Here is a 16,550-nt window from a genome sequence, read left to right as displayed (position 1 = left end):
ATGTGGACGTCTGCGACAGACGCTGGCACACCCCGAAACACAAATCCCCATAGCTCACCGCGCACGGACCGCGGGTTCCTGCATGAGAGGCTTTCGTACGCCTGACGGCACCCGAAACCCTTCAGCATGTCGGTCATTCCGTCAGACTTGACCGCCTGCCAAAAGCGGACATGCTGGTGCCTACGCTGAGGTCGCGGTTACCTACGCAGACGAAGCGCTGATGCGATTTGCGCACAAATCAGCGTACATAGAGTGGAGCGAAATTTGGGGGCTAGGACATCTCGCGGCACTCATCGGGACGATCGATCCGGCGATGCAGCAGATCACGCGGCGCTGTTCCTAAAAGCTGTGACAGTGGTCCGCCTGTTGCCTGACATCCATAGTCGGACCGATCACCGGAATCGCCGCGTCAGCCAGCGCACCAGCGACCAGCCGCCCGCTTGCATTTTTTGGCCTTTGCTCGGCGGGCTGAGCGCTTCTCCTCCAAGTCGCTTCAACTGCCTTGACAGAAACCGACGCAGAATGCGCTGGTCGTAGAGGTCCGCCGAAGCGTTCCGCAGCAGCACGCGCTGCGAAAAGACGCGCAGCAACTCGGCTCCGCCGCGGCCGGCAGTGGTCCCGGAGAGGATCGAGATGGTGCGGCGGGCCGACTCCATCAGCTGCAGTCGCGCCGCTGCGTCAGGGGGCGGCCTCGGCGAATATACGAGTGGCGTAGGATCGACCAAACCACGAATAACCGTTGACTCAAGATTCCGCCAAAGCCAAGTTCGGTGAAGATCAACTTCAGACGCCGCTTCGAACGGCACGGTGAAAAGAGTTTTGCGAAATGCGAAAGTCGACCATTCGGGTTCGCTTCCGGGCAAAATCCTCAGATTGACGTCATTCAGGCCGTCCTTATCGCTGCCAGCCATCCGGCCGAAGACTTCCGCCTCGTTGAAAGTGAGAAACGATACGCACGCAGCGCCGGGATCTGCCGCTAGATGCGCAAGCGTTAGGTCTATCCTGCGGACGGTGCTGATGTCCTCGACATAGGACAGCAGGCAGATGTCATGCCGCGCATGCGACATCGCGAGATTCAGGGCGGCGCCAGCCGTCATGGAGCTGCCGTCCAGGCAGATCAGGCGGTCGTCATCTGACCACACCTGCCGCATCGCAGCGGCGTTGCGATTGCCGGGAGACCGGTCGACAAACACGAGTTCAAACCTCTGGTTCTGCTGCCGCCGGAGCGATTCGCTGAAAGCTTCGAGGTGGGCTCGGCCATCGCTCGTCACGACCAGTATCGAGACCCAGTCGTCCAACTTGCTTGCCGCCGTGCTGCCGCGATCCCAGATCCTTGTGACGAGGCGACTTGCATGTTTGCGTCGCAACAGTTTGCCAATGCCGGACGCGACGCGGAAAGGCTCGCGACTGGAGAATTCGACAAATGCGCGATTGTCCGCGATGGCAGCGCGCTTAAGGTCCACATGGGCGATGTCGCTTGCATAGTCGTGACGGAGGATAGCGTCAGGCTCGTAGACAAATGCCAAAGGCCCGTGGAACCGCCACAGACGCGCGCAGAGATCGTTGCCCTCATGGCCGGCAAGTAGCGGGTTAAACCCACCGGCCTGCAGGAAACAATCGCGCTGCCAGATCGATACGCCTTCGCAATTGATGAACGTCGGTCTTCGTACGGCGCCGAGGTCGTAGTGCCCTTCGCCTATACCTCCCGTATGCGGGACGACCTTCCCGCGCACGGCGACCGCGCCAGTCTCCGCCATGCATAGTTGCAGAGCCGCGAGGCAGCCCGGTTCGATGATGCCGTCGTCGTCGAGAAAGGTCACGGCGGGACCGCGCGCCAACAACGCACCAAGATTCCGGCCAGCGGCGCAGCCTATGCTGAACGGCGGCTTTAGCCCCAGGAATGACGGAAAATGCCGCTTGGCGCTGTCAAAAAGCGCAGAATTTCCGTCGTCGACCAGGATCAATTCATGTGTCTGGCCCGCGCAATCCGCTGCGAGGGCCTCGAGCGCTCGGTCCACGTCGGGGTGGTCGCGGTGGCTGAGCACGACGATGCTGAGTCCCGGTCGGGTAGGCGGTTGACCGAAAAGGTGTCGCGCCGACACTTCGGCAAGCCGCTCCGTAAACCCTTCGACCAGCCGCAGCGCGTCGTCGAAACGGCCCTTGGTCCTGGCCTCTCGAGCCGCGTCGAACGCGCGGCGCAGGTCGGCGACATCCTGCTCTCGCGCCATCAGCCCCGTCCGCGTCGGCTCGACTTGGTTGGATGCGAAAGAGCGGCGATGGCCTTCGACCAGAATCCAGGCCGAACCTTGACGCCGCCGTCACGCGTCGCGCGCTGCGCCTCGGATGACATCAGCGCCAGCCTCTCTCGGCCTTCTTGGACAGCCGCCGGAGAAACACCGAATTCCCTGACGGCGGTTTCGAAGAAACGCGCGAGAAACTTCTCGCGGAGTTGGGGCGCGGCTGATGCAAAATCCACCTGCCACCGCTTGCGTATTTGGGCATTCACAAGCTGATCGGCGATCATGCTCAGGAGTGGCCCGATTTCCTCCTTTTGGACCAGCGGAAACGCATATTTGAAGACGCCAAGACCGTATTCGAGCGTGAATGCCAGCATCTCCTCTTCCGGCATCGTCAGCATCTGCATGCCGAGTGAATCAGGCCGGTTGCGCCGGAAGTAGAGGATACGGGGAATCCTATGCAACTCGCCCGCTCGCGCCACGGCCACCGTCCATGTGGTGGCGGAAGTTATAGGCAGCGCCGACACCATCGCTGCGCGGCGGACCAAACATCTGATGGCCGCCGGGTTGGCGCGCCGCGCCTGCTCGAGAACGCGCTCTAGGGCGAAGCCGACAACCGATTTGTGACGGACGACATCGTTGCGGGTGCCGAAATGCTGCATGTCGCAATAGACGCTTGCGGCTTCCGGATGGCGATCAGCATAGTCTATGAGCACTTGCAGATAATCCGGCGCGCAATGATCGTCGTGCTGCCAGTAGCAGAAATAATCCTCACGCAATTGGCTGGCGAGCCAGTTAATGTTGCCGTTCCAGTGCAGCCGACGCTCGTGCACCACAATCTCAAACCGAGGGTCGTCAGAAAATCTCTTGCAGGCCTCGTATGATCGCTTGTCGGCGCCGTCCACGGAGATAAGGACGCGATAATCGCGAAACGTCTGCGCCTGCACCGACAGCAACGTGTGCTCAACGTGCTCCCATCCCTCGAACAGGGGCATCGCGATTAGGATCCGCGCTTTCGTCATACTCTTCGTCGCTCTGCAAAACGTCCGGAAACCGGGTGCGTCGACGTCTCCGCGACGATGCGACGGGCGCACTCCTCGGCAAAATAGGGGGCCATGGTCAGCTTTCCCGGATCAACGCTGTGATAGGCACCAACCGAGGTGACGCCGATCTCAAAGCGATGGTGCAATTCGCTTGCGGGGTCGTCGATATCTGTCTTGCCCCAGGCGACGATCGGCCCGCCACGCACCACGACATCCGAAAGCTCGTCGATGGCGTAGTCGGAAAGAACAGAATGGATGGCGGCAAGACCGGAATATGTCCCCGCTAGTATGGACGAGCGGGAAGGTTCGCCGGGAACGATAGGCCAGAAGGGCGGCTGGGCCTCGAACGTGCGCGCCGTCAGACAGCTTGGATACCAGGTGAGATAGACGGTGCCATTGCGGTAGCGGACAACTTCGCCGAAAGGCCCGAGCACGATCGTCATCGACCTGGCCGGTCTTGCCCCAGGAGGTGGCCGGAAGCTGACGCCGTATTTCAGTCGATGAATCCAAGTTCGTCGCGGCCGCATCCCTGCTGAACTGTCGATCGCTATACGCCCGTCCCATAGCGCATTGACGACGTGGTCGAACTGATCTCTCTGAATGATCCCATTCGATGTCGTCGTGATTTCCCGCCGGTCTGGATCGACCGAGGTCACCAAGCGGTTCGTCCGGATCTCTATGCTCGGCGTTGTCGCAATTCGTTCTTTGATCAGTTCGGCAAGCGCTACCGGATCGATCGCGACCTCTGGCGATTGAAATGCGGCCAACGCCTCGCCCGTTAGCTCGCGCTCGAACTCACTCTTCGTCCAACGCCTTATCGGACTGGCCAGATCCGCGTTGAAGTAGGCGCCGCGCCGGCCACCGCCGGCCTCCTGGATGAGCGTGTGGACGGCCTGCAGATATGCATGGATTTGGTCGGGCTCCTGCTGGGATTCTCGATGGACGACATAGGCGGCGGGGTCCGACGTCTCGAAGGCGGCGATTTCGAGCCCGAGCCGCTCGCTGAGCAGCGGCGCGAATGCAAGCGCACCCCGCATCATCATCCTGGCCGTCCGCAGAGACGGATCTCCCCCATACATATAGCCGAGGTGAACCTTACCCTCGTTCGCCACTGCGGCGCGGGTCAGCAACGCCGGGTTGCGGTCGAAAATCGTGACGCGCGCGCCGCGGTCGGCAAGAGCCATCGCTATGCAGCAGCCTTGCAGGCCGCCGCCCATCACACCGACGTGAATCAAAAGGGTTCCACCTTCGGCACAAAGACGGCGATGGAGTGCTTCACCTGTCTTTCCCCGCATTCCCCTGACGTCAATCCTAATGCCACATGCAGCCCCTTGCTCGTTGAGTAGGCGTCGGATCGGCGCCTGCACGTAGGACTACCGAATGACGGAATGCGCGTAAATATGCTAGGGTCGACAGGGCGAGACATCGCGCCTATGACTCGGCGGCCGGGTTCTTAATGAAGCCCTACTCATCGACTGCGATTTTCTCGTCACCAGCCGGTCAGAGGACCCGCGTGCGACATGAGCACGCTTATCTCACGTATGCGAGAGGTCCTGCTTGTCACTTGTTGTCACGCGTGCGCGATGACCCGCCTTCTCGCGCTCGCCAACCAGTAGCCGCCAGTCCGCTTCCGGCCCAGTTCAGCCATCAACTTGTCCGTTCTCCGCCTGCCGTTCTCTACACCTTCCCCTCCGCTGGCGTCGCCGGCGTTCCAATCAGTGTATGCCCGCATAAGCGCTTGTCCTGTTTCGTGGCGATCTCCCGCGCCAACCTGACCTCCCTGGAACCAAATCCCAGCCTAAACTGTTCCAGTTTGATTCGACGCCGCCTGCCGGTTGGGCGAGCGGCGCATTTGAGGAGCTTGCATCATGACCATCTCATCCAGCTTTCGTTCGCTTGCGGTTGCGGCAATCGCCACGGTTGCTGTCAGCGCTGCCAGTGCCGCGCATGCCGATAGCGGCACGATCCGCTTTGCCGTCTACAAGGCGGCCTTCTTCGTCGGCGGTTCCGGCGGCGAGGGCACGCTGACCTTCCATGGCCGCTCCTATCCCATCTCGATCGGCGGCGTTTCGGGCGGCTTCGCCTTCGGCGTTTCCAAGACCTATTTCCGGGGCACCGTGCGGCACATCAGAAGGGTCCGCGATGCGACCGGGGTCTACGGCGCAGCGGGCGGCGGCGGCGCGCTCGGCAAAGGCGCCCAGGTGATCGTCATGACCAACGACAAGGGCGCGCAACTCGAGCTTACGGGCAGGCAGGTGGGCCTGCAGGTGAATGCGGATCTTAGCGGGATGGCGATCTCGCTGAAGTAGGGGGCGGAGCCAGCCCGGTGCGTCCTGGGTTGGTACGCTCGCCCAGGCCTATGGCAATCGCGTGTGAAAGGCCCTCACCCGGATTGCCCCGAATTGCCCTTCGCAATTCGGTTGGCAATCCGGATGAGGGGGAACTTGTTCCCGTGCGCTTGCCCTGAGTCCTGGATGGGTTGGCCGAACGCAGCATGGGGCTCTGCCCCTACCGCTCCTCCACAATCCGCAAATACGCCGCCGTGACAAACAGCACGATCAGCCCGAACAGGATCCGCCGCGCTCCCTCCGGCATCTGCAGGATCGTCAGCAGCGTCGTCAGCACGGTCAGGATCAGCGCGCCGATGATGGTGCCGGTGTAGCCGCCGCGGCCGCCGAAGATGGAGGTGCCGCCGATGACGGCGGCGGCGACCGAGGGCAGCACCAGCGGTTCGGCGAGCGACAGCGAGGGGGCCTTGATCAGGCCGATATAGAGCAGGCCGGTGATGCCGGCGAGCACGCTGGAGGTGACGTAGAGCGCGGTGATCACCTGCCAGTATTGCACGCCCGACAGGCGGGTCGCGCGCTCATTGTCGCCGATGGCGTAGAGCAGGCGGCCGAAGCCGGTGCGGGCCAGCGTGAAGACGATCAGCGCGGCCAGCGGTAGGAACAGCAAGAGCGCGTTGGGGAAGCCGTAGGTCACACCCGTGCCGAGCCAGGCGAGGAAGTCGGGGATTTTCGCGCCCGACGCGATCACCGTGCGCTGGTAGACCTGCAGGCAGCCGGTGCCGATCAGGCTGGTGCCCAGCGTCATGATCAGCGGGTGGACGCGGAAGACGCCGACGCCGATGCCGTTGACGAGGCCGATCAGCACTGCCGGCATCATCGCCAGAAGGAACGCCACCGCCGGGTCCTGCTTGACCACTTGCGTCGCCATGATGAAGGCGCTCATCGTCGCCACCGTGCCGACCGAGAGGTCGATGCCGCCGGTCAACATGGTCATGGTCTGGCATCCCGCCAGGATCGCCAGCGGAATGGCGAATTTGATGGTGTTGGCGATCCAGCGCTCGTTGACGATGCCGGGGCGCAGGATCTGCAGGATCACCACCAGGATGACGAGCAGGATGACCAGCGGGATGAGCGGCCGGTCGGCCATGAAGCGTTTTAGGCGGCGGCCGAAGGGGACGGGGGTGATGCCGGTGCTGCTCATGGGGTGGCTCGCGGTGGGGTTGGCGCGACCTCCCTTCTCCCCTTGTGGGAGAAGGTGGATCGGCGCGCAGCGCCGAGACGGATGAGGGGTGCGTGACGGAACGAGGCGGTGGCGTTCCCTGGAACACCCCTCATCCGACCTCGCTTCGCGAGGCCACCTTCCCCCACAAGGGGGGAAGGAAGAAGCGCGCGCCTACTCATCATTGCCGCCCCCGCATGGTGATGAACGCGCCGAACATCACCACCGCCACCATGATGGCGCCCTCGATGATGGCGGTGACGTTCGGATCGATGGCGAGCAGCGTCAGGTCGGTGCGCACCAGGCGCAGCACGAAGACGGCGACGATGGGGCCGAGCAGGCCGCCCTTGCCGCCGCCGAGCGCGACGCCGCCCAGCACGACTGCCGCGACGCTGGCCAAGAGATACGGGCCGGGGATGGGGGCGCCGATGCCGGTGCTCATGGTCAGCGCCAGGCCGCCAAAGGCGGCGAGCAGGCCCGACAGCGCATAGGCGATGATGCGGGTGCGCTTGACCGGCACGCCTGAGCGGAACGCCGCCAGTTCGCTCGAGCCGATGGCGTAGAGGGAGAGGCCGAGGCGCGAGCGCCTGAGCGGTATCCAGATGATGCAGAGGCAGACGATCAGCACCAGCAGCGCCTTCGGGACCCAGGCGTCGATGGCGTCGGGCAGGCCTGGGATCGGCACGGTACCGGAGATCAGCGCCTTCAGCCATTCGGCGATGCCACCGCCCGGCGCGTCGAGCACCAATAGCGCCGCGCCCTGCAGCACGAACAGCATGGCGAGCGTGACGACAATGTCAGGCACGCGGGTCACGACGATGAGCAGGCCGTTGAGCGCGCCGAGCGCAAAACCCATGGCGAGCACGAAGGGCACCACGAACAGCGCGTATTCCTCGCTCGCGCCATTCATCATCGAAGCGGCGGTGACGCTGGTCAGCGCCATCATGGCGGCGACCGAGAGGTCGATGCCGCCGGCGATCACCACCACGGTCTGCGCAGCGACGGCGAAAGCGTAAGGCAGCACGGCGCGCGCGAGCGAGCCGAAATCGTTGCTGCCATAGGCCGGCTGGATGATCCTGGTGGCGATGAACAGGACGATGAGCAGGGCGAAGAGGCCGACGACCCAGCCCTGGCGGCGCAGGAAATGGCTCATGGCGTCGCCTCCGGGGCATCGGAGGCATGGGCGGTGGGATCGGCCAGAATACCGATATCGGCCTTGGCGCCGCGCGGCAGGCCGTAGGCGGCGCGCATCAGCGCCGGCTCGTCGGCCTCCTCGACCGGAAAAATGTCGACGAGGCGGCCGCCGAAGATAACGATGACGCGGTCGCAGACACGCTGCACCTCTTCCAGCTCCGAGGTGTAGAACAGCACCGACTTGCCATTGCCGGCGAGCTCGCGCAGCAGCTTGTAGATCTCCTGCTTGGTGCCGACATCGATGCCACGCGTCGGGTCGAAGCACAGGATGGTGCGGGCGTCCGCCGCGATCCAGCGGGCGATGGTCACTTTCTGCTGGTTGCCGCCGGACAGGCGCTGCACCTCGCCCTGCGCGCGGGTGTCAATCTGCAGCCGTTCGATGGCGCTGAGCACCGTCGCGCGCTCCTTGCGCATGTTGATCGGCCCCCAGTTGCGGAGCGCCGCAGAGAAGGGCAGCGCGATGTTCTCGCGCACCGAGCGCTGCATGGCGAGCGCCTCGGATCGGTCGCCCGGCACATAGGCAATGCCGGCGCGAATGGCGTCGATCGGGTGCGAAAATTTCACGGGGGCGCCATCGACTTCGATGGTGCCGCCGGAGGGACGGATCGAGCCGGCAAGGGCGGCGAAGAGTTCATCCTGGCCCTGGCCTTCGAGCGCGACGACGCCGGCGACCTCGCCATCGGCGAGATCGAAGGAGACGTCGCTGAGCTTGGTGCCGACGCGTAAGTTTTGCACGGCGATGCGCGGGCGGGCAGCGGCGGGCGCGGCCTTCTGCGCGGCGCTGCGCGCGGCGACATGGGTCTTGACGATGCGGGTGCCGAGCATCAGCTCGACGATCTTTTCCTCGACGCCCGGCACGATGTCGACGACGCCGACGGTCTCGCCGTCGCGCAGCACGGTGGCGCGGTCGCACAGCGCCGAGATTTCGACGAAGCGGTGCGAGATGAAGATCACGGCGCGGCCCGAATCGCCCTGGCGGCGCACCACTTCCAGTACCTTTTCGGCGAGGTTGGCGGGGAGTGCCGCCGTCATCTCATCGAGCAGCAGCACGTCGGGTTCGACAGCGAGCGCCCGGGCAAGGTCGAGCACGCGCAGCACGGCCAGCGGAATGTCGCGCGCGGTGTCGCGCAAATCGAGGTCGGCAATGCCGAGTTCGCGCACCCAGGCGCGGAACGGCTCGACCGGCGTGCTGGTCAGCCTGAGATTGGATAAGACGTCGAGATCGGGGATCAGCGACGGTTCCTGGTAGACCGGCAGCAGCCCGGCGCGGCGCGCGGCGGCGGGCGAGCGAATGTCGCGCGCCTCGCCGCGGATCAGGATGCGCCCGGCATTCGCAGGAATGGCGCCGGTCAGGATCTTCACCAGCGTCGACTTGCCAGCACCGTTGGCGCCCATCAGAGCGTGGACCTCGCCCGGCAGGACGGAGAGCGACGCGTTGCGCAACGCTGCAACCGCGCCGTAGTTCTTGGCGACACCGGTGGCGTCGAGGAGGGGGCTGGTGGTCAAAATCGCGGTCTCGATTTGTGTGCTCAAATAACTGCGAATGTCAGCTAAAACTGCTTACTCCCCCGGCCCCTTGCACGCGATGATCTGCTCCTTGGTGTACGTCGTCCACTCAGGGATCGAGATCGAGACCGGCCATTCCGGGCTGAGCGACGGGTCGGCGGCGGCTTTCAGCTTGGCCTTGCCTTCGTCGGTGGCGTTGTCCCACAGCTGCGGGTCGACCAGCACGGTCTGCTGTGCCGGCTTCTTGCCGTCGAGGATCTGCAGCGCCAGCGTCACGCCGGCACCGCCGATCGAGCCGGGGTTGGTGACGGCAGCGCCGACGAGGCCCTTGACCGAGCTCAGCTGGCCGACGAAACCGGCATTGTCGGCGCCAACCACCGGCACCAGCGGCGCCTGCGATTCGACCAGCGCGTCGACGATGACGTTGTCGATGCCGGAGGTCCATACGCCGTTGAACGGCGTGCCGGTGGCGAGGAACGACAGCATCTGCTGCTTGGCCTGGTCCTGCTGCCAGCCGGTGAAGACCTCCTGCGCGACCTTCACGTCGGGGTTTTCGGCCAGCGCCTTCTTGAAGCCTTTGTCGCGATCGGAGTCCGCCGAAGCGCCGGCGGCGCCGCGCATGTAAAACACTTCGCCCTTGCCACCCATCTGCTGGAACAGCCACTTGGCGCCGAGATAGGCATACTGCTCCTGGTTGTTGGAGATGATGTAGGCCGACGGCTCGGTGACCGCCTGGTCGACGGCAACGACGACGATGCCGGCCTTGGTGGCTTCTTCCAGGCCCGCCTTGATGCCGGCGGGATCGGCGGGGTTGACGACGATGGCGTCGACCTTGGCGCTGATCAGGTTGCGGATGTCTTCGAGCTGGCCGGCGGCGTCGGTGTTGCGGTGGGCGATGTTGAGTTTCGTCACTTCGCCGGACGCCAGCGCCTGCGCCTTCATGGCGCAGACCATCTCCTCGCGCCAGCCATTGCCCTGCACGGTGTTGGAAATGCCGATCGTGTATTTGCCTTCCGCCGACGAGACGCCCACCGAGGCGAGCAAGGCAGCGCCCGCAAGCAGTGGAACCATGGTCAGTATCTTCTTCATGTCAGTACTCCTCCACATTGTTTTTCAGTTCCAGGGTTTTGCGCCTGCCGGATTGCGATAGGATCAAACCAAGTTGTTACCTCGTCATTTGACGAAGGGGCGCAGCACGTCGCGGGCAAGCAGGAAACCGCGCTTGACCTGATCGTCGCTGCCTTCAAAGCGTCGGTCCTCGTGCTCGATGATGACCGAGCCGTCATAGCCGGCACGGTAGAGGCCGGAGAAGAAGCCGCTCCAGTCGACATCGCCCAAGCCCGGCATGCGCGGCACCTGCCAGCCTATCCCGGCCGAGAGGATCCCGCGCTCATAAAGTCCATCATGATCAATCATCAAATCCTTGGCGTGTACATGCAGCATGTAGGGGCCGAACTCCCTGATGAAGCGGGCCTGGTCGATCATCTGCCAGACCAGATGCGAGGGGTCGAAATTCATACCGACGTCCCCGCCCCACGCCTCCAGGATGCGGCGCCAGACCAGCGGCGAATAGGCGATGTTGTGCCCGCCCGGCCATTCGTCATAGCTGAAGATCATCGGGCAATTCTCGAAGGCAAGCTTGACGCCATGGCCGCGCGCATAGGCGACGATCTCGGGCCAGACTTTCAGCGCGTCCTGCCAGTTGACGTCGACGGTCTTCGAGGCATCGCCGCCGCAGAACGTGTTGACCACCGGCACGCCCATGTTGGCGGCCAGCGCGATGACCTTCTTCAGATGACTGATGACGGCCTCGCGATGCGCGGCGTCGGGATGCAGCGGGTTGGGGTAGTAGCCGAGGCCGGAGACCGTCAGCTTCTTCTCCGTCAGCGACGCAACGATCTCCTTGGCCTGCGCAGGCGAGGTCGAAGCAGCGTCGATGTGGCTGGTGCCGGCATAGCGTCGCGTCGCGCCGGACGTTTTCGGCCAGCAGGCAATCTCCAGCGCCTCGAAGCCGGCCGCGTTTGCCCAATCGGCGACTTCGGCAAGTGGCGTCGCCGCGAACGGTGCCGTCAGCAGTCCAAGTTTCATAGTGCCTCCCCTGGTCGTGGCTTCACGACCGGTACCTATAATGCCGATTGTTTGGATCGCTTCAACCGTGCGACCTCATCTTGTTCAAGACTGTGCCGGACGGCCGCCATCGGATCGTCCGATAGCAGGTCGCCCAGCGCCGATGTGACGGCCGCGCGGAACGTCTCGTCAGCGGCGAGGGTGGGGTCGAATATCCCGTCGATGGCGAGGATGGCGGACGCCAGCGCCTGCGCATCATGGCCGGTCGTGTCGGCGATCTCGGCGACCTTGCCGGCATAGGGATCCGACACCGGCCAGCGTTTGCCAAAGCGATCCGAGGCCTGGATGAGATAAGTCATCCAGCCGGCGACAGGCACCGACAAAAGGCCGATGCTGCCGCCTTGGCTCAGCCGTTCGCGGATCGGGTTCAGCAGGCGCTGGACGATCTTTTGCGAGCCGTCGGTGGCGATCTGGTGGTTGCGGTGGCGGATTGCGGTGTTCTTCAGCCGGGCAAGGCTCTGCTCGACATAGGCGAGCGGCAGGATGCCGGGCACCGGCATCAGCGTTGACAGCGTTTCTTCGACCAGCATGCGTCGGATGAAGTCCGCCAGCAGCGGGTCGGCGACGGCATCCGATGTGTGTTCGAGCCCGGCCAGCAGGCCAAGTGTGGCTAGCGTGGTCTGGGCGCCGTTCAGCACCCGCATTTTGAGATGCTCGAACGGCGTCACATCGTCGACGAAGGTGGCGCCGACCAGATCCCAGCGCGGCATGCGGCCGGCGAATTTTTCCTCGATCACCCATTGCCGGAACGGCTCGCCGACGGCGACAGCGCCGTCGCGATAACCGAACCATTGCTCGACACTGTCGAGGTCGGCCTGCGTCACCGCCGGCGCGATGCGGTCGACCATGGCTGAGGGGAAAGCGACATTGGCCGCGATCCACTCCGCCAGCCCATTGCCGCGCCGTTCGGCAAAGCTGCGCACGACATTGCCGAGGATGACGCCATTGGTCGGAATGTTGTCGCAGGAGAGCAGTGTCAGCGGTCGGCCATGCGTGGCCTGGCGCAACTCCAGCGCCCGCACCAACAAGCCGGGCACGCTGCGCGGGGTCTCGGGGTGGGCGAGGTCGTGGACGATGTCGGGATGGGCGAGGTCGAGTTCGCCGCTCGACGGGATGTGGCAATAGCCCTTTTCCGTCACCGTCATCGTCACCAATTCGATGTCGGGCGAGACCAGCACGCCGAGCGCCGGTGCCGCACTCTCCTGGCTGTCGACCACCCGGACGATGCTGCCGATGACGCGCGCCTCGATATGGCTGTTTTCGCGGATCAGCCTTGTATAGAGCCCGCTCTGTCGTCCCAGCGTGTCGGCGAGGCTGGGCGGGCGGATGTTGATGCCGACAATGCCCCAGCGGTCGAAGCGCAGCGACAGAAGATCATCGGTGTATTCGGCCTGATGGCAGCGGTGGAAAGCGCCGACACCGAGATGCGCCATGCCGGGCGCCAGCATCGTGCGGTCGTAGGACGGTGTCTGGACCGATGCCGGCAAACGGTCGAGCAGCGCCGGCCCGAGTGTCTCGGTGGAAGCGCTCACCGGTTCGCCCCGATCACCGCCTGCTCCTGGTCGATCACGGCGCCGGTCATCGGCCCTGCGGCGTCGGAGAGCAGGAAGACGGCAAGACTGGCGATGTCGTTGGGCGTCAGCAGCCGGCCGAAGGGCTGCGCGGCGTTGGCCTTGTCGAGCCAGCCGGGGCCGTTGCCCAAAGTCTCGGCCTGCATGATGCGTTCGGCCGGCGTGTCGGTCCAGCCGACATTGATGCCGTTGACGCGGATGCGGTCGAAACGGTGGGCGTTGGCGGCGTTCTTGGTCAGTGTCGCCAGCGCGCCCTTGGTGGCGGAATAGACGGCAAGCTCCGGCGAGCCGCAATGGGCGTTGATCGACAGGATGTTGAGAATAGCGCCGCCCTGGCGCCGCTCCTTCATGTCGGCAATGGCCGCCTGCATCAGGAAGAACGGCGCGCGCGCGTTGACGGCAAACAGCGCCGCCCAGTCGTCGAGGCTGGCGTCGAGGAAGGAGGCGCGGTCGGTCAGGCCGGCAGCGTTGACGAGGGCATCGATGCGGCCGAAGCGCTCGATGCAGGTCTGCGCCAGAAGGGCAGGGGCTGCCGGGTTGGCAAGATCGGCGGCGACGAAGATGGTCGGCGTGCCCAATTGCGAAAGCTCGGCGGCCACCGCATCGCCGCGCGTCTTCTCGCGCCCCGTGACCACAAGCCCGGCGGCGCCGGAACGCGCCAGCATCTCGGCAATGGCGCGGCCAATGCCTTGCGTCGACCCGGTGACCAAAGCCACCTTGCCGTCCAGCCGAATCTCCATTCCTCCTCCCGGAACAAAGTTTCTATTTTTCTAGATATGGAATGGTAATTCCCGATAGTCAATTGTGCCAGTTGTGCTCCGTGAGAAGCCAACTCCCTAAGTCAGCGCTGCCCCTCATTGCCCGGCCGCAACCTTGGCGCTTTTCTACCCTGGAAATTGGCGAAACCGGCGGTGACCGCGCCCCTCTCCCCGTCACTATACGGGAGAGGACGCCGGCAGGCAGGTGAGGGGCGGCGCCGGCGCGATTGCCCCACAGCACTCATTCGCCGCGCCGCGCCACCCCGTGGACCAAAGCCATTCCCACCGCGAGCGACGCGGCGAGCGAACGGAAGCCGGCGAAGTCGGATTCCACCACCTCCAACCAGGCGTCCGACAGCGGGATCAGCGGGCTGAAAGTGCTGTCGGTGACGGTGACGATGCGGGCCTTGCGCTCATGCGCGACCGCGACGAGATCGGGCGTGATCGAATTGTAAGGGCTGAAGGAGACGGCCAGCACCGCGTCCTGGCCGCCGATGCAGCCGATCTGGTCGAGCGCGGAGGAGCCGACATTGTCGACCAGCACGTTGCGCACGCCTTGCTGCGAGAGGGTCAGCGACAGATAGGCGGTGACGGGAAAGGCGCGCTTGGAGCCGATGACATAGATCAGCTCGGCATCCGCCAGCAGCGCCACCATCTTGTCGAAACTCTCGACATCGAAGCCGGTCTCGATGCGGCCGAGCGAGGCCTGCGATGCCCCAACCATGCCATGCAGGAAATGCAGGTTGGGCTCGGTCTCGGTGCGCGGCTCGCCACGCCCTTCCGGCCATGATCCCTTGATGTGTTCCTTGAACAGGCCCTGGAAATCGGAAAAGCCGGAATAGCCGAAGATCTGCGCAAAGCGCACCAGCGTCGAGGGCTGCACGCCGGCCTGTGCCGCCACCTGCGCGATGGTGCCGAGCGCGACGTCGCTCGGATGCTGCCACAGGAAGATCGCCACCTGCCGCAGCCGCTTGGGGAAATGCACCGTGCCCGACGACAGCACGGCGCGCAGCTCCTCATAAGTTTGCGGCTGGATATAACCCAGTGCTGCCAGAGAGCGTCCCCGCTTGCGTGTCGCCGCCTCGTCGGCGATCGATCGTCCTGACTTGCTTGCCCCACTCATGATTTCAGGCTAGCGCGATACGATCGTTTTACAATATGAAAATTGGAAATCGTGTTCGTAAGCGGTGAGGCTTCCCAACGTCGTCATCCTAGGGCGAAGCAGGAGCGAAGCTCCGTCGCGGAGACCCTAGGATCCATGCCGCGACGCTTGTCGAGGAATGCGACGGAAGGGAAGATTCTGAACCTTCGCAACGCCTTGAAGTCACGGCATGGATCCTGGGGTCTGCGCTGCGTCGCTGCGCTCCTTGCTACGCCCCAGGATGACGAAGCCACACGTGGAGGAGTTTGAAATGGTCTACGCAACATCGGACGGATCGGCCGGCAAGCGGCTGAGGGTCGGCATGGTCGGCGGCGGGCGCAATGCTTTCATCGGCGCCGTGCATCGTCTAGCCATGCGGCTCGACGACCAGATCGTGCTGGTCGCCGGCGCGCTGTCGTCCGACCCGGAAAACTCCGCCGCTTCGGCGGCCGAGATCGGCATCGCGCCGGAACGCAGCTATGCCGATTATCGCGCCATGGCGCAAGCCGAAGCCGCGCGGCCGGATGGTATCGAGGCGGTCGTCATCGTCACGCCAAATCATCTGCACGCGCCGATCGCCACCGCCTTTCTCGAGGCCGGCATCGACGTGATCTGCGACAAGCCGCTGTCGACGACGCTCAGCGACGCCGAAGCATTGGTGGCGCTCGCCAAGGCGAAAAAGCGCCGCTTCGTCGTCACGCTCAACAACACCGGCTACGCCATGGTGCGCCAGGCGCGCGCGATGGTGGCGGCGGGCGAACTTGGGCGGATCGTGTCGGTGCATGGCGCCTACATCCAGGACTGGCTGACCAGGCCGATCGACGCCGAGGGCCAGAAGCAGGCGGAGTGGCGCACCGATCCGGCGCGCGCCGGGCAGTCGGCGGTGCTGGCCGATATCGGCGTGCACGCGTTCAACCTGGCAAGCTATATCTCCGGCTGCGAGGCCGAGGCGGTGTCGGCGGACCTGTTCACCGCCGTGCCCGGGCGCAGGCTCGACGACAATTCGCATATGCTGGTGCGCTGGACCGGCGGCGCACGCGGCACGATCCTGGCCAGCCAGACCTCACCCGGCCATTACAATGATCTCTCCGTGCGCATCTATGGCGACAGAGCCGGGCTCGAATGGTCGGGCGGCCGGCCGGAAGAATTGCGCTTCTCCATCTATGGCGAGGAAACCCGCACGCTGGTGCGCGGCGGCCATGGCTCGACGGCGGAAGCCCAGCGCGTGTCGCGCATGCCGGCCGCGCACCCGGAAGGCTATATCGAGGCCTTCGCCAATTTCTACCGCGACGCCGCCGACATTATTCGCGCGCATCGCTCCGGTGGGGTGGTTGATGCAGCAAGGGCCGCGCAGGTGCCCGATGTTGTAGATGGAGCGCGCGGCGTGAAGTTTGTCGCGGCGGCGGTGGAGTCGAATGCGGCGGGTGGGGCTTGGACGGTGGCGCGGTTTGGGTGAGGGCGGGGGC

General features: G+C 64.6%; 13 protein-coding genes. 2 read left to right on the top strand and 11 right to left on the bottom strand.

The features are described from left to right. Positions 1–392: 392 nt before the first annotated feature. From JQK88_RS14460 to JQK88_RS14450, 3 genes are read right to left on the bottom strand one after another with little or no spacing between them, the layout of a single operon-like run. Positions 393–2,228: a glycosyltransferase family 2 protein gene (locus tag JQK88_RS14460; protein WP_203278648.1), complete on the bottom strand. Its 1,836-nt coding sequence runs from the start codon at positions 2,226–2,228 to the stop codon at positions 393–395. Then, positions 2,228–3,232, bottom strand: coding sequence for a glycosyltransferase family A protein (locus JQK88_RS14455; RefSeq protein WP_192259101.1), 1,005 nt, complete (start codon positions 3,230–3,232; stop codon positions 2,228–2,230). Before JQK88_RS14455 ends, JQK88_RS14460 begins: the two co-directional genes overlap by 1 nt. A gap of 23 nt (positions 3,233–3,255) precedes the next feature. Continuing rightward, entirely contained in the window at positions 3,256–4,497 is a 1,242-nt protein-coding gene (locus JQK88_RS14450; RefSeq protein ID WP_203278647.1) for an FAD-dependent oxidoreductase, read from the bottom strand. 651 nt (positions 4,498–5,148) lie between these two features. Between JQK88_RS14450 and JQK88_RS14445 the strand changes: the two genes are divergently transcribed. Next, positions 5,149–5,589: a lipid-binding SYLF domain-containing protein gene (locus tag JQK88_RS14445; RefSeq protein ID WP_192259099.1), complete on the top strand. Its 441-nt coding sequence runs from the start codon at positions 5,149–5,151 to the stop codon at positions 5,587–5,589. A 199-nt stretch (positions 5,590–5,788) separates the two neighbouring features. On the opposite strand, the gene JQK88_RS14440 is transcribed toward JQK88_RS14445, so the two are convergent. The 8 genes from JQK88_RS14440 to JQK88_RS14405 all read right to left on the bottom strand — a co-directional run bounded on the left by JQK88_RS14440 (position 5,789) and on the right by JQK88_RS14405 (position 15,066). Then, on the bottom strand, positions 5,789–6,769 hold the full coding sequence (locus JQK88_RS14440) for an ABC transporter permease (protein ID WP_192259098.1): 981 nt from the start codon (positions 6,767–6,769) through the stop codon (positions 5,789–5,791). 199 nt (positions 6,770–6,968) lie between these two features. Next, the gene (locus tag JQK88_RS14435) at positions 6,969–7,940 is read right to left on the bottom strand and encodes an ABC transporter permease (RefSeq protein ID WP_112563462.1); all 972 of its coding nucleotides are present in this window, start codon (positions 7,938–7,940) and stop codon (positions 6,969–6,971) included. Beyond that, positions 7,937–9,487 carry a sugar ABC transporter ATP-binding protein gene (locus JQK88_RS14430; protein WP_192259097.1) on the bottom strand — a complete coding sequence of 517 codons (1,551 nt, stop codon included), beginning with the start codon at positions 9,485–9,487 and terminating at the stop codon, positions 7,937–7,939. Before JQK88_RS14430 ends, JQK88_RS14435 begins: the two co-directional genes overlap by 4 nt. Positions 9,488–9,541: 54 nt before the next feature. Then, the gene (locus tag JQK88_RS14425; protein ID WP_192259096.1) at positions 9,542–10,576 is read right to left on the bottom strand and encodes an ABC transporter substrate-binding protein; all 1,035 of its coding nucleotides are present in this window, start codon (positions 10,574–10,576) and stop codon (positions 9,542–9,544) included. A gap of 84 nt (positions 10,577–10,660) precedes the next feature. Beyond that, entirely contained in the window at positions 10,661–11,575 is a 915-nt protein-coding gene (locus tag JQK88_RS14420) for a sugar phosphate isomerase/epimerase family protein (protein ID WP_192259095.1), read from the bottom strand. A 35-nt stretch (positions 11,576–11,610) separates the two neighbouring features. Next, on the bottom strand, positions 11,611–13,146 hold the full coding sequence (locus JQK88_RS14415) for a mannitol dehydrogenase family protein (RefSeq protein WP_312037272.1): 1,536 nt from the start codon (positions 13,144–13,146) through the stop codon (positions 11,611–11,613). Further along, on the bottom strand, positions 13,143–13,925 hold the full coding sequence (locus JQK88_RS14410; protein WP_203278646.1) for an SDR family oxidoreductase: 783 nt from the start codon (positions 13,923–13,925) through the stop codon (positions 13,143–13,145). Before JQK88_RS14410 ends, JQK88_RS14415 begins: the two co-directional genes overlap by 4 nt. 259 nt (positions 13,926–14,184) lie before the next feature. Then, entirely contained in the window at positions 14,185–15,066 is an 882-nt protein-coding gene (locus tag JQK88_RS14405) for a MurR/RpiR family transcriptional regulator (protein ID WP_192259093.1), read from the bottom strand. A gap of 289 nt (positions 15,067–15,355) precedes the next feature. Here JQK88_RS14405 and JQK88_RS14400 point away from each other — a divergent pair, with 289 nt between their 5' ends. After that, a complete protein-coding gene (locus JQK88_RS14400) occupies positions 15,356–16,540 on the top strand; it encodes a Gfo/Idh/MocA family protein (protein WP_203278645.1) in 1,185 nt (394 codons plus the stop codon). The last annotated feature ends 10 nt before the right edge of the window (positions 16,541–16,550 follow it).

Source organism: Mesorhizobium caraganae (genome assembly GCF_016836705.1).
Classification (GTDB): domain Bacteria; phylum Pseudomonadota; class Alphaproteobacteria; order Rhizobiales; family Rhizobiaceae; genus Mesorhizobium; species Mesorhizobium caraganae.
This window is presented reverse-complemented; position numbering and strand designations above follow the sequence as displayed.

Coding starts and splice junctions, on each gene's coding strand:
- JQK88_RS14435 (WP_112563462.1), bottom strand. CDS start 7,940: ATGAGCCATTTCCTGCGCCGCCAGGGCTGGGTCGTCGGCCTCTTCGCC.
- JQK88_RS14410 (WP_203278646.1), bottom strand. CDS start 13,925: ATGGAGATTCGGCTGGACGGCAAGGTGGCTTTGGTCACCGGGTCGACG.
- JQK88_RS14455 (WP_192259101.1), bottom strand. CDS start 3,232: ATGCCCCTGTTCGAGGGATGGGAGCACGTTGAGCACACGTTGCTGTCG.
- JQK88_RS14420 (WP_192259095.1), bottom strand. CDS start 11,575: ATGAAACTTGGACTGCTGACGGCACCGTTCGCGGCGACGCCACTTGCC.
- JQK88_RS14425 (WP_192259096.1), bottom strand. CDS start 10,576: ATGAAGAAGATACTGACCATGGTTCCACTGCTTGCGGGCGCTGCCTTG.
- JQK88_RS14460 (WP_203278648.1), bottom strand. CDS start 2,228: ATGGCGCGAGAGCAGGATGTCGCCGACCTGCGCCGCGCGTTCGACGCG.
- JQK88_RS14440 (WP_192259098.1), bottom strand. CDS start 6,769: ATGAGCAGCACCGGCATCACCCCCGTCCCCTTCGGCCGCCGCCTAAAA.
- JQK88_RS14450 (WP_203278647.1), bottom strand. CDS start 4,497: ATGGGCGGCGGCCTGCAAGGCTGCTGCATAGCGATGGCTCTTGCCGAC.
- JQK88_RS14405 (WP_192259093.1), bottom strand. CDS start 15,066: ATGAGTGGGGCAAGCAAGTCAGGACGATCGATCGCCGACGAGGCGGCG.
- JQK88_RS14445 (WP_192259099.1), top strand. CDS start 5,149: ATGACCATCTCATCCAGCTTTCGTTCGCTTGCGGTTGCGGCAATCGCC.
- JQK88_RS14400 (WP_203278645.1), top strand. CDS start 15,356: ATGGTCTACGCAACATCGGACGGATCGGCCGGCAAGCGGCTGAGGGTC.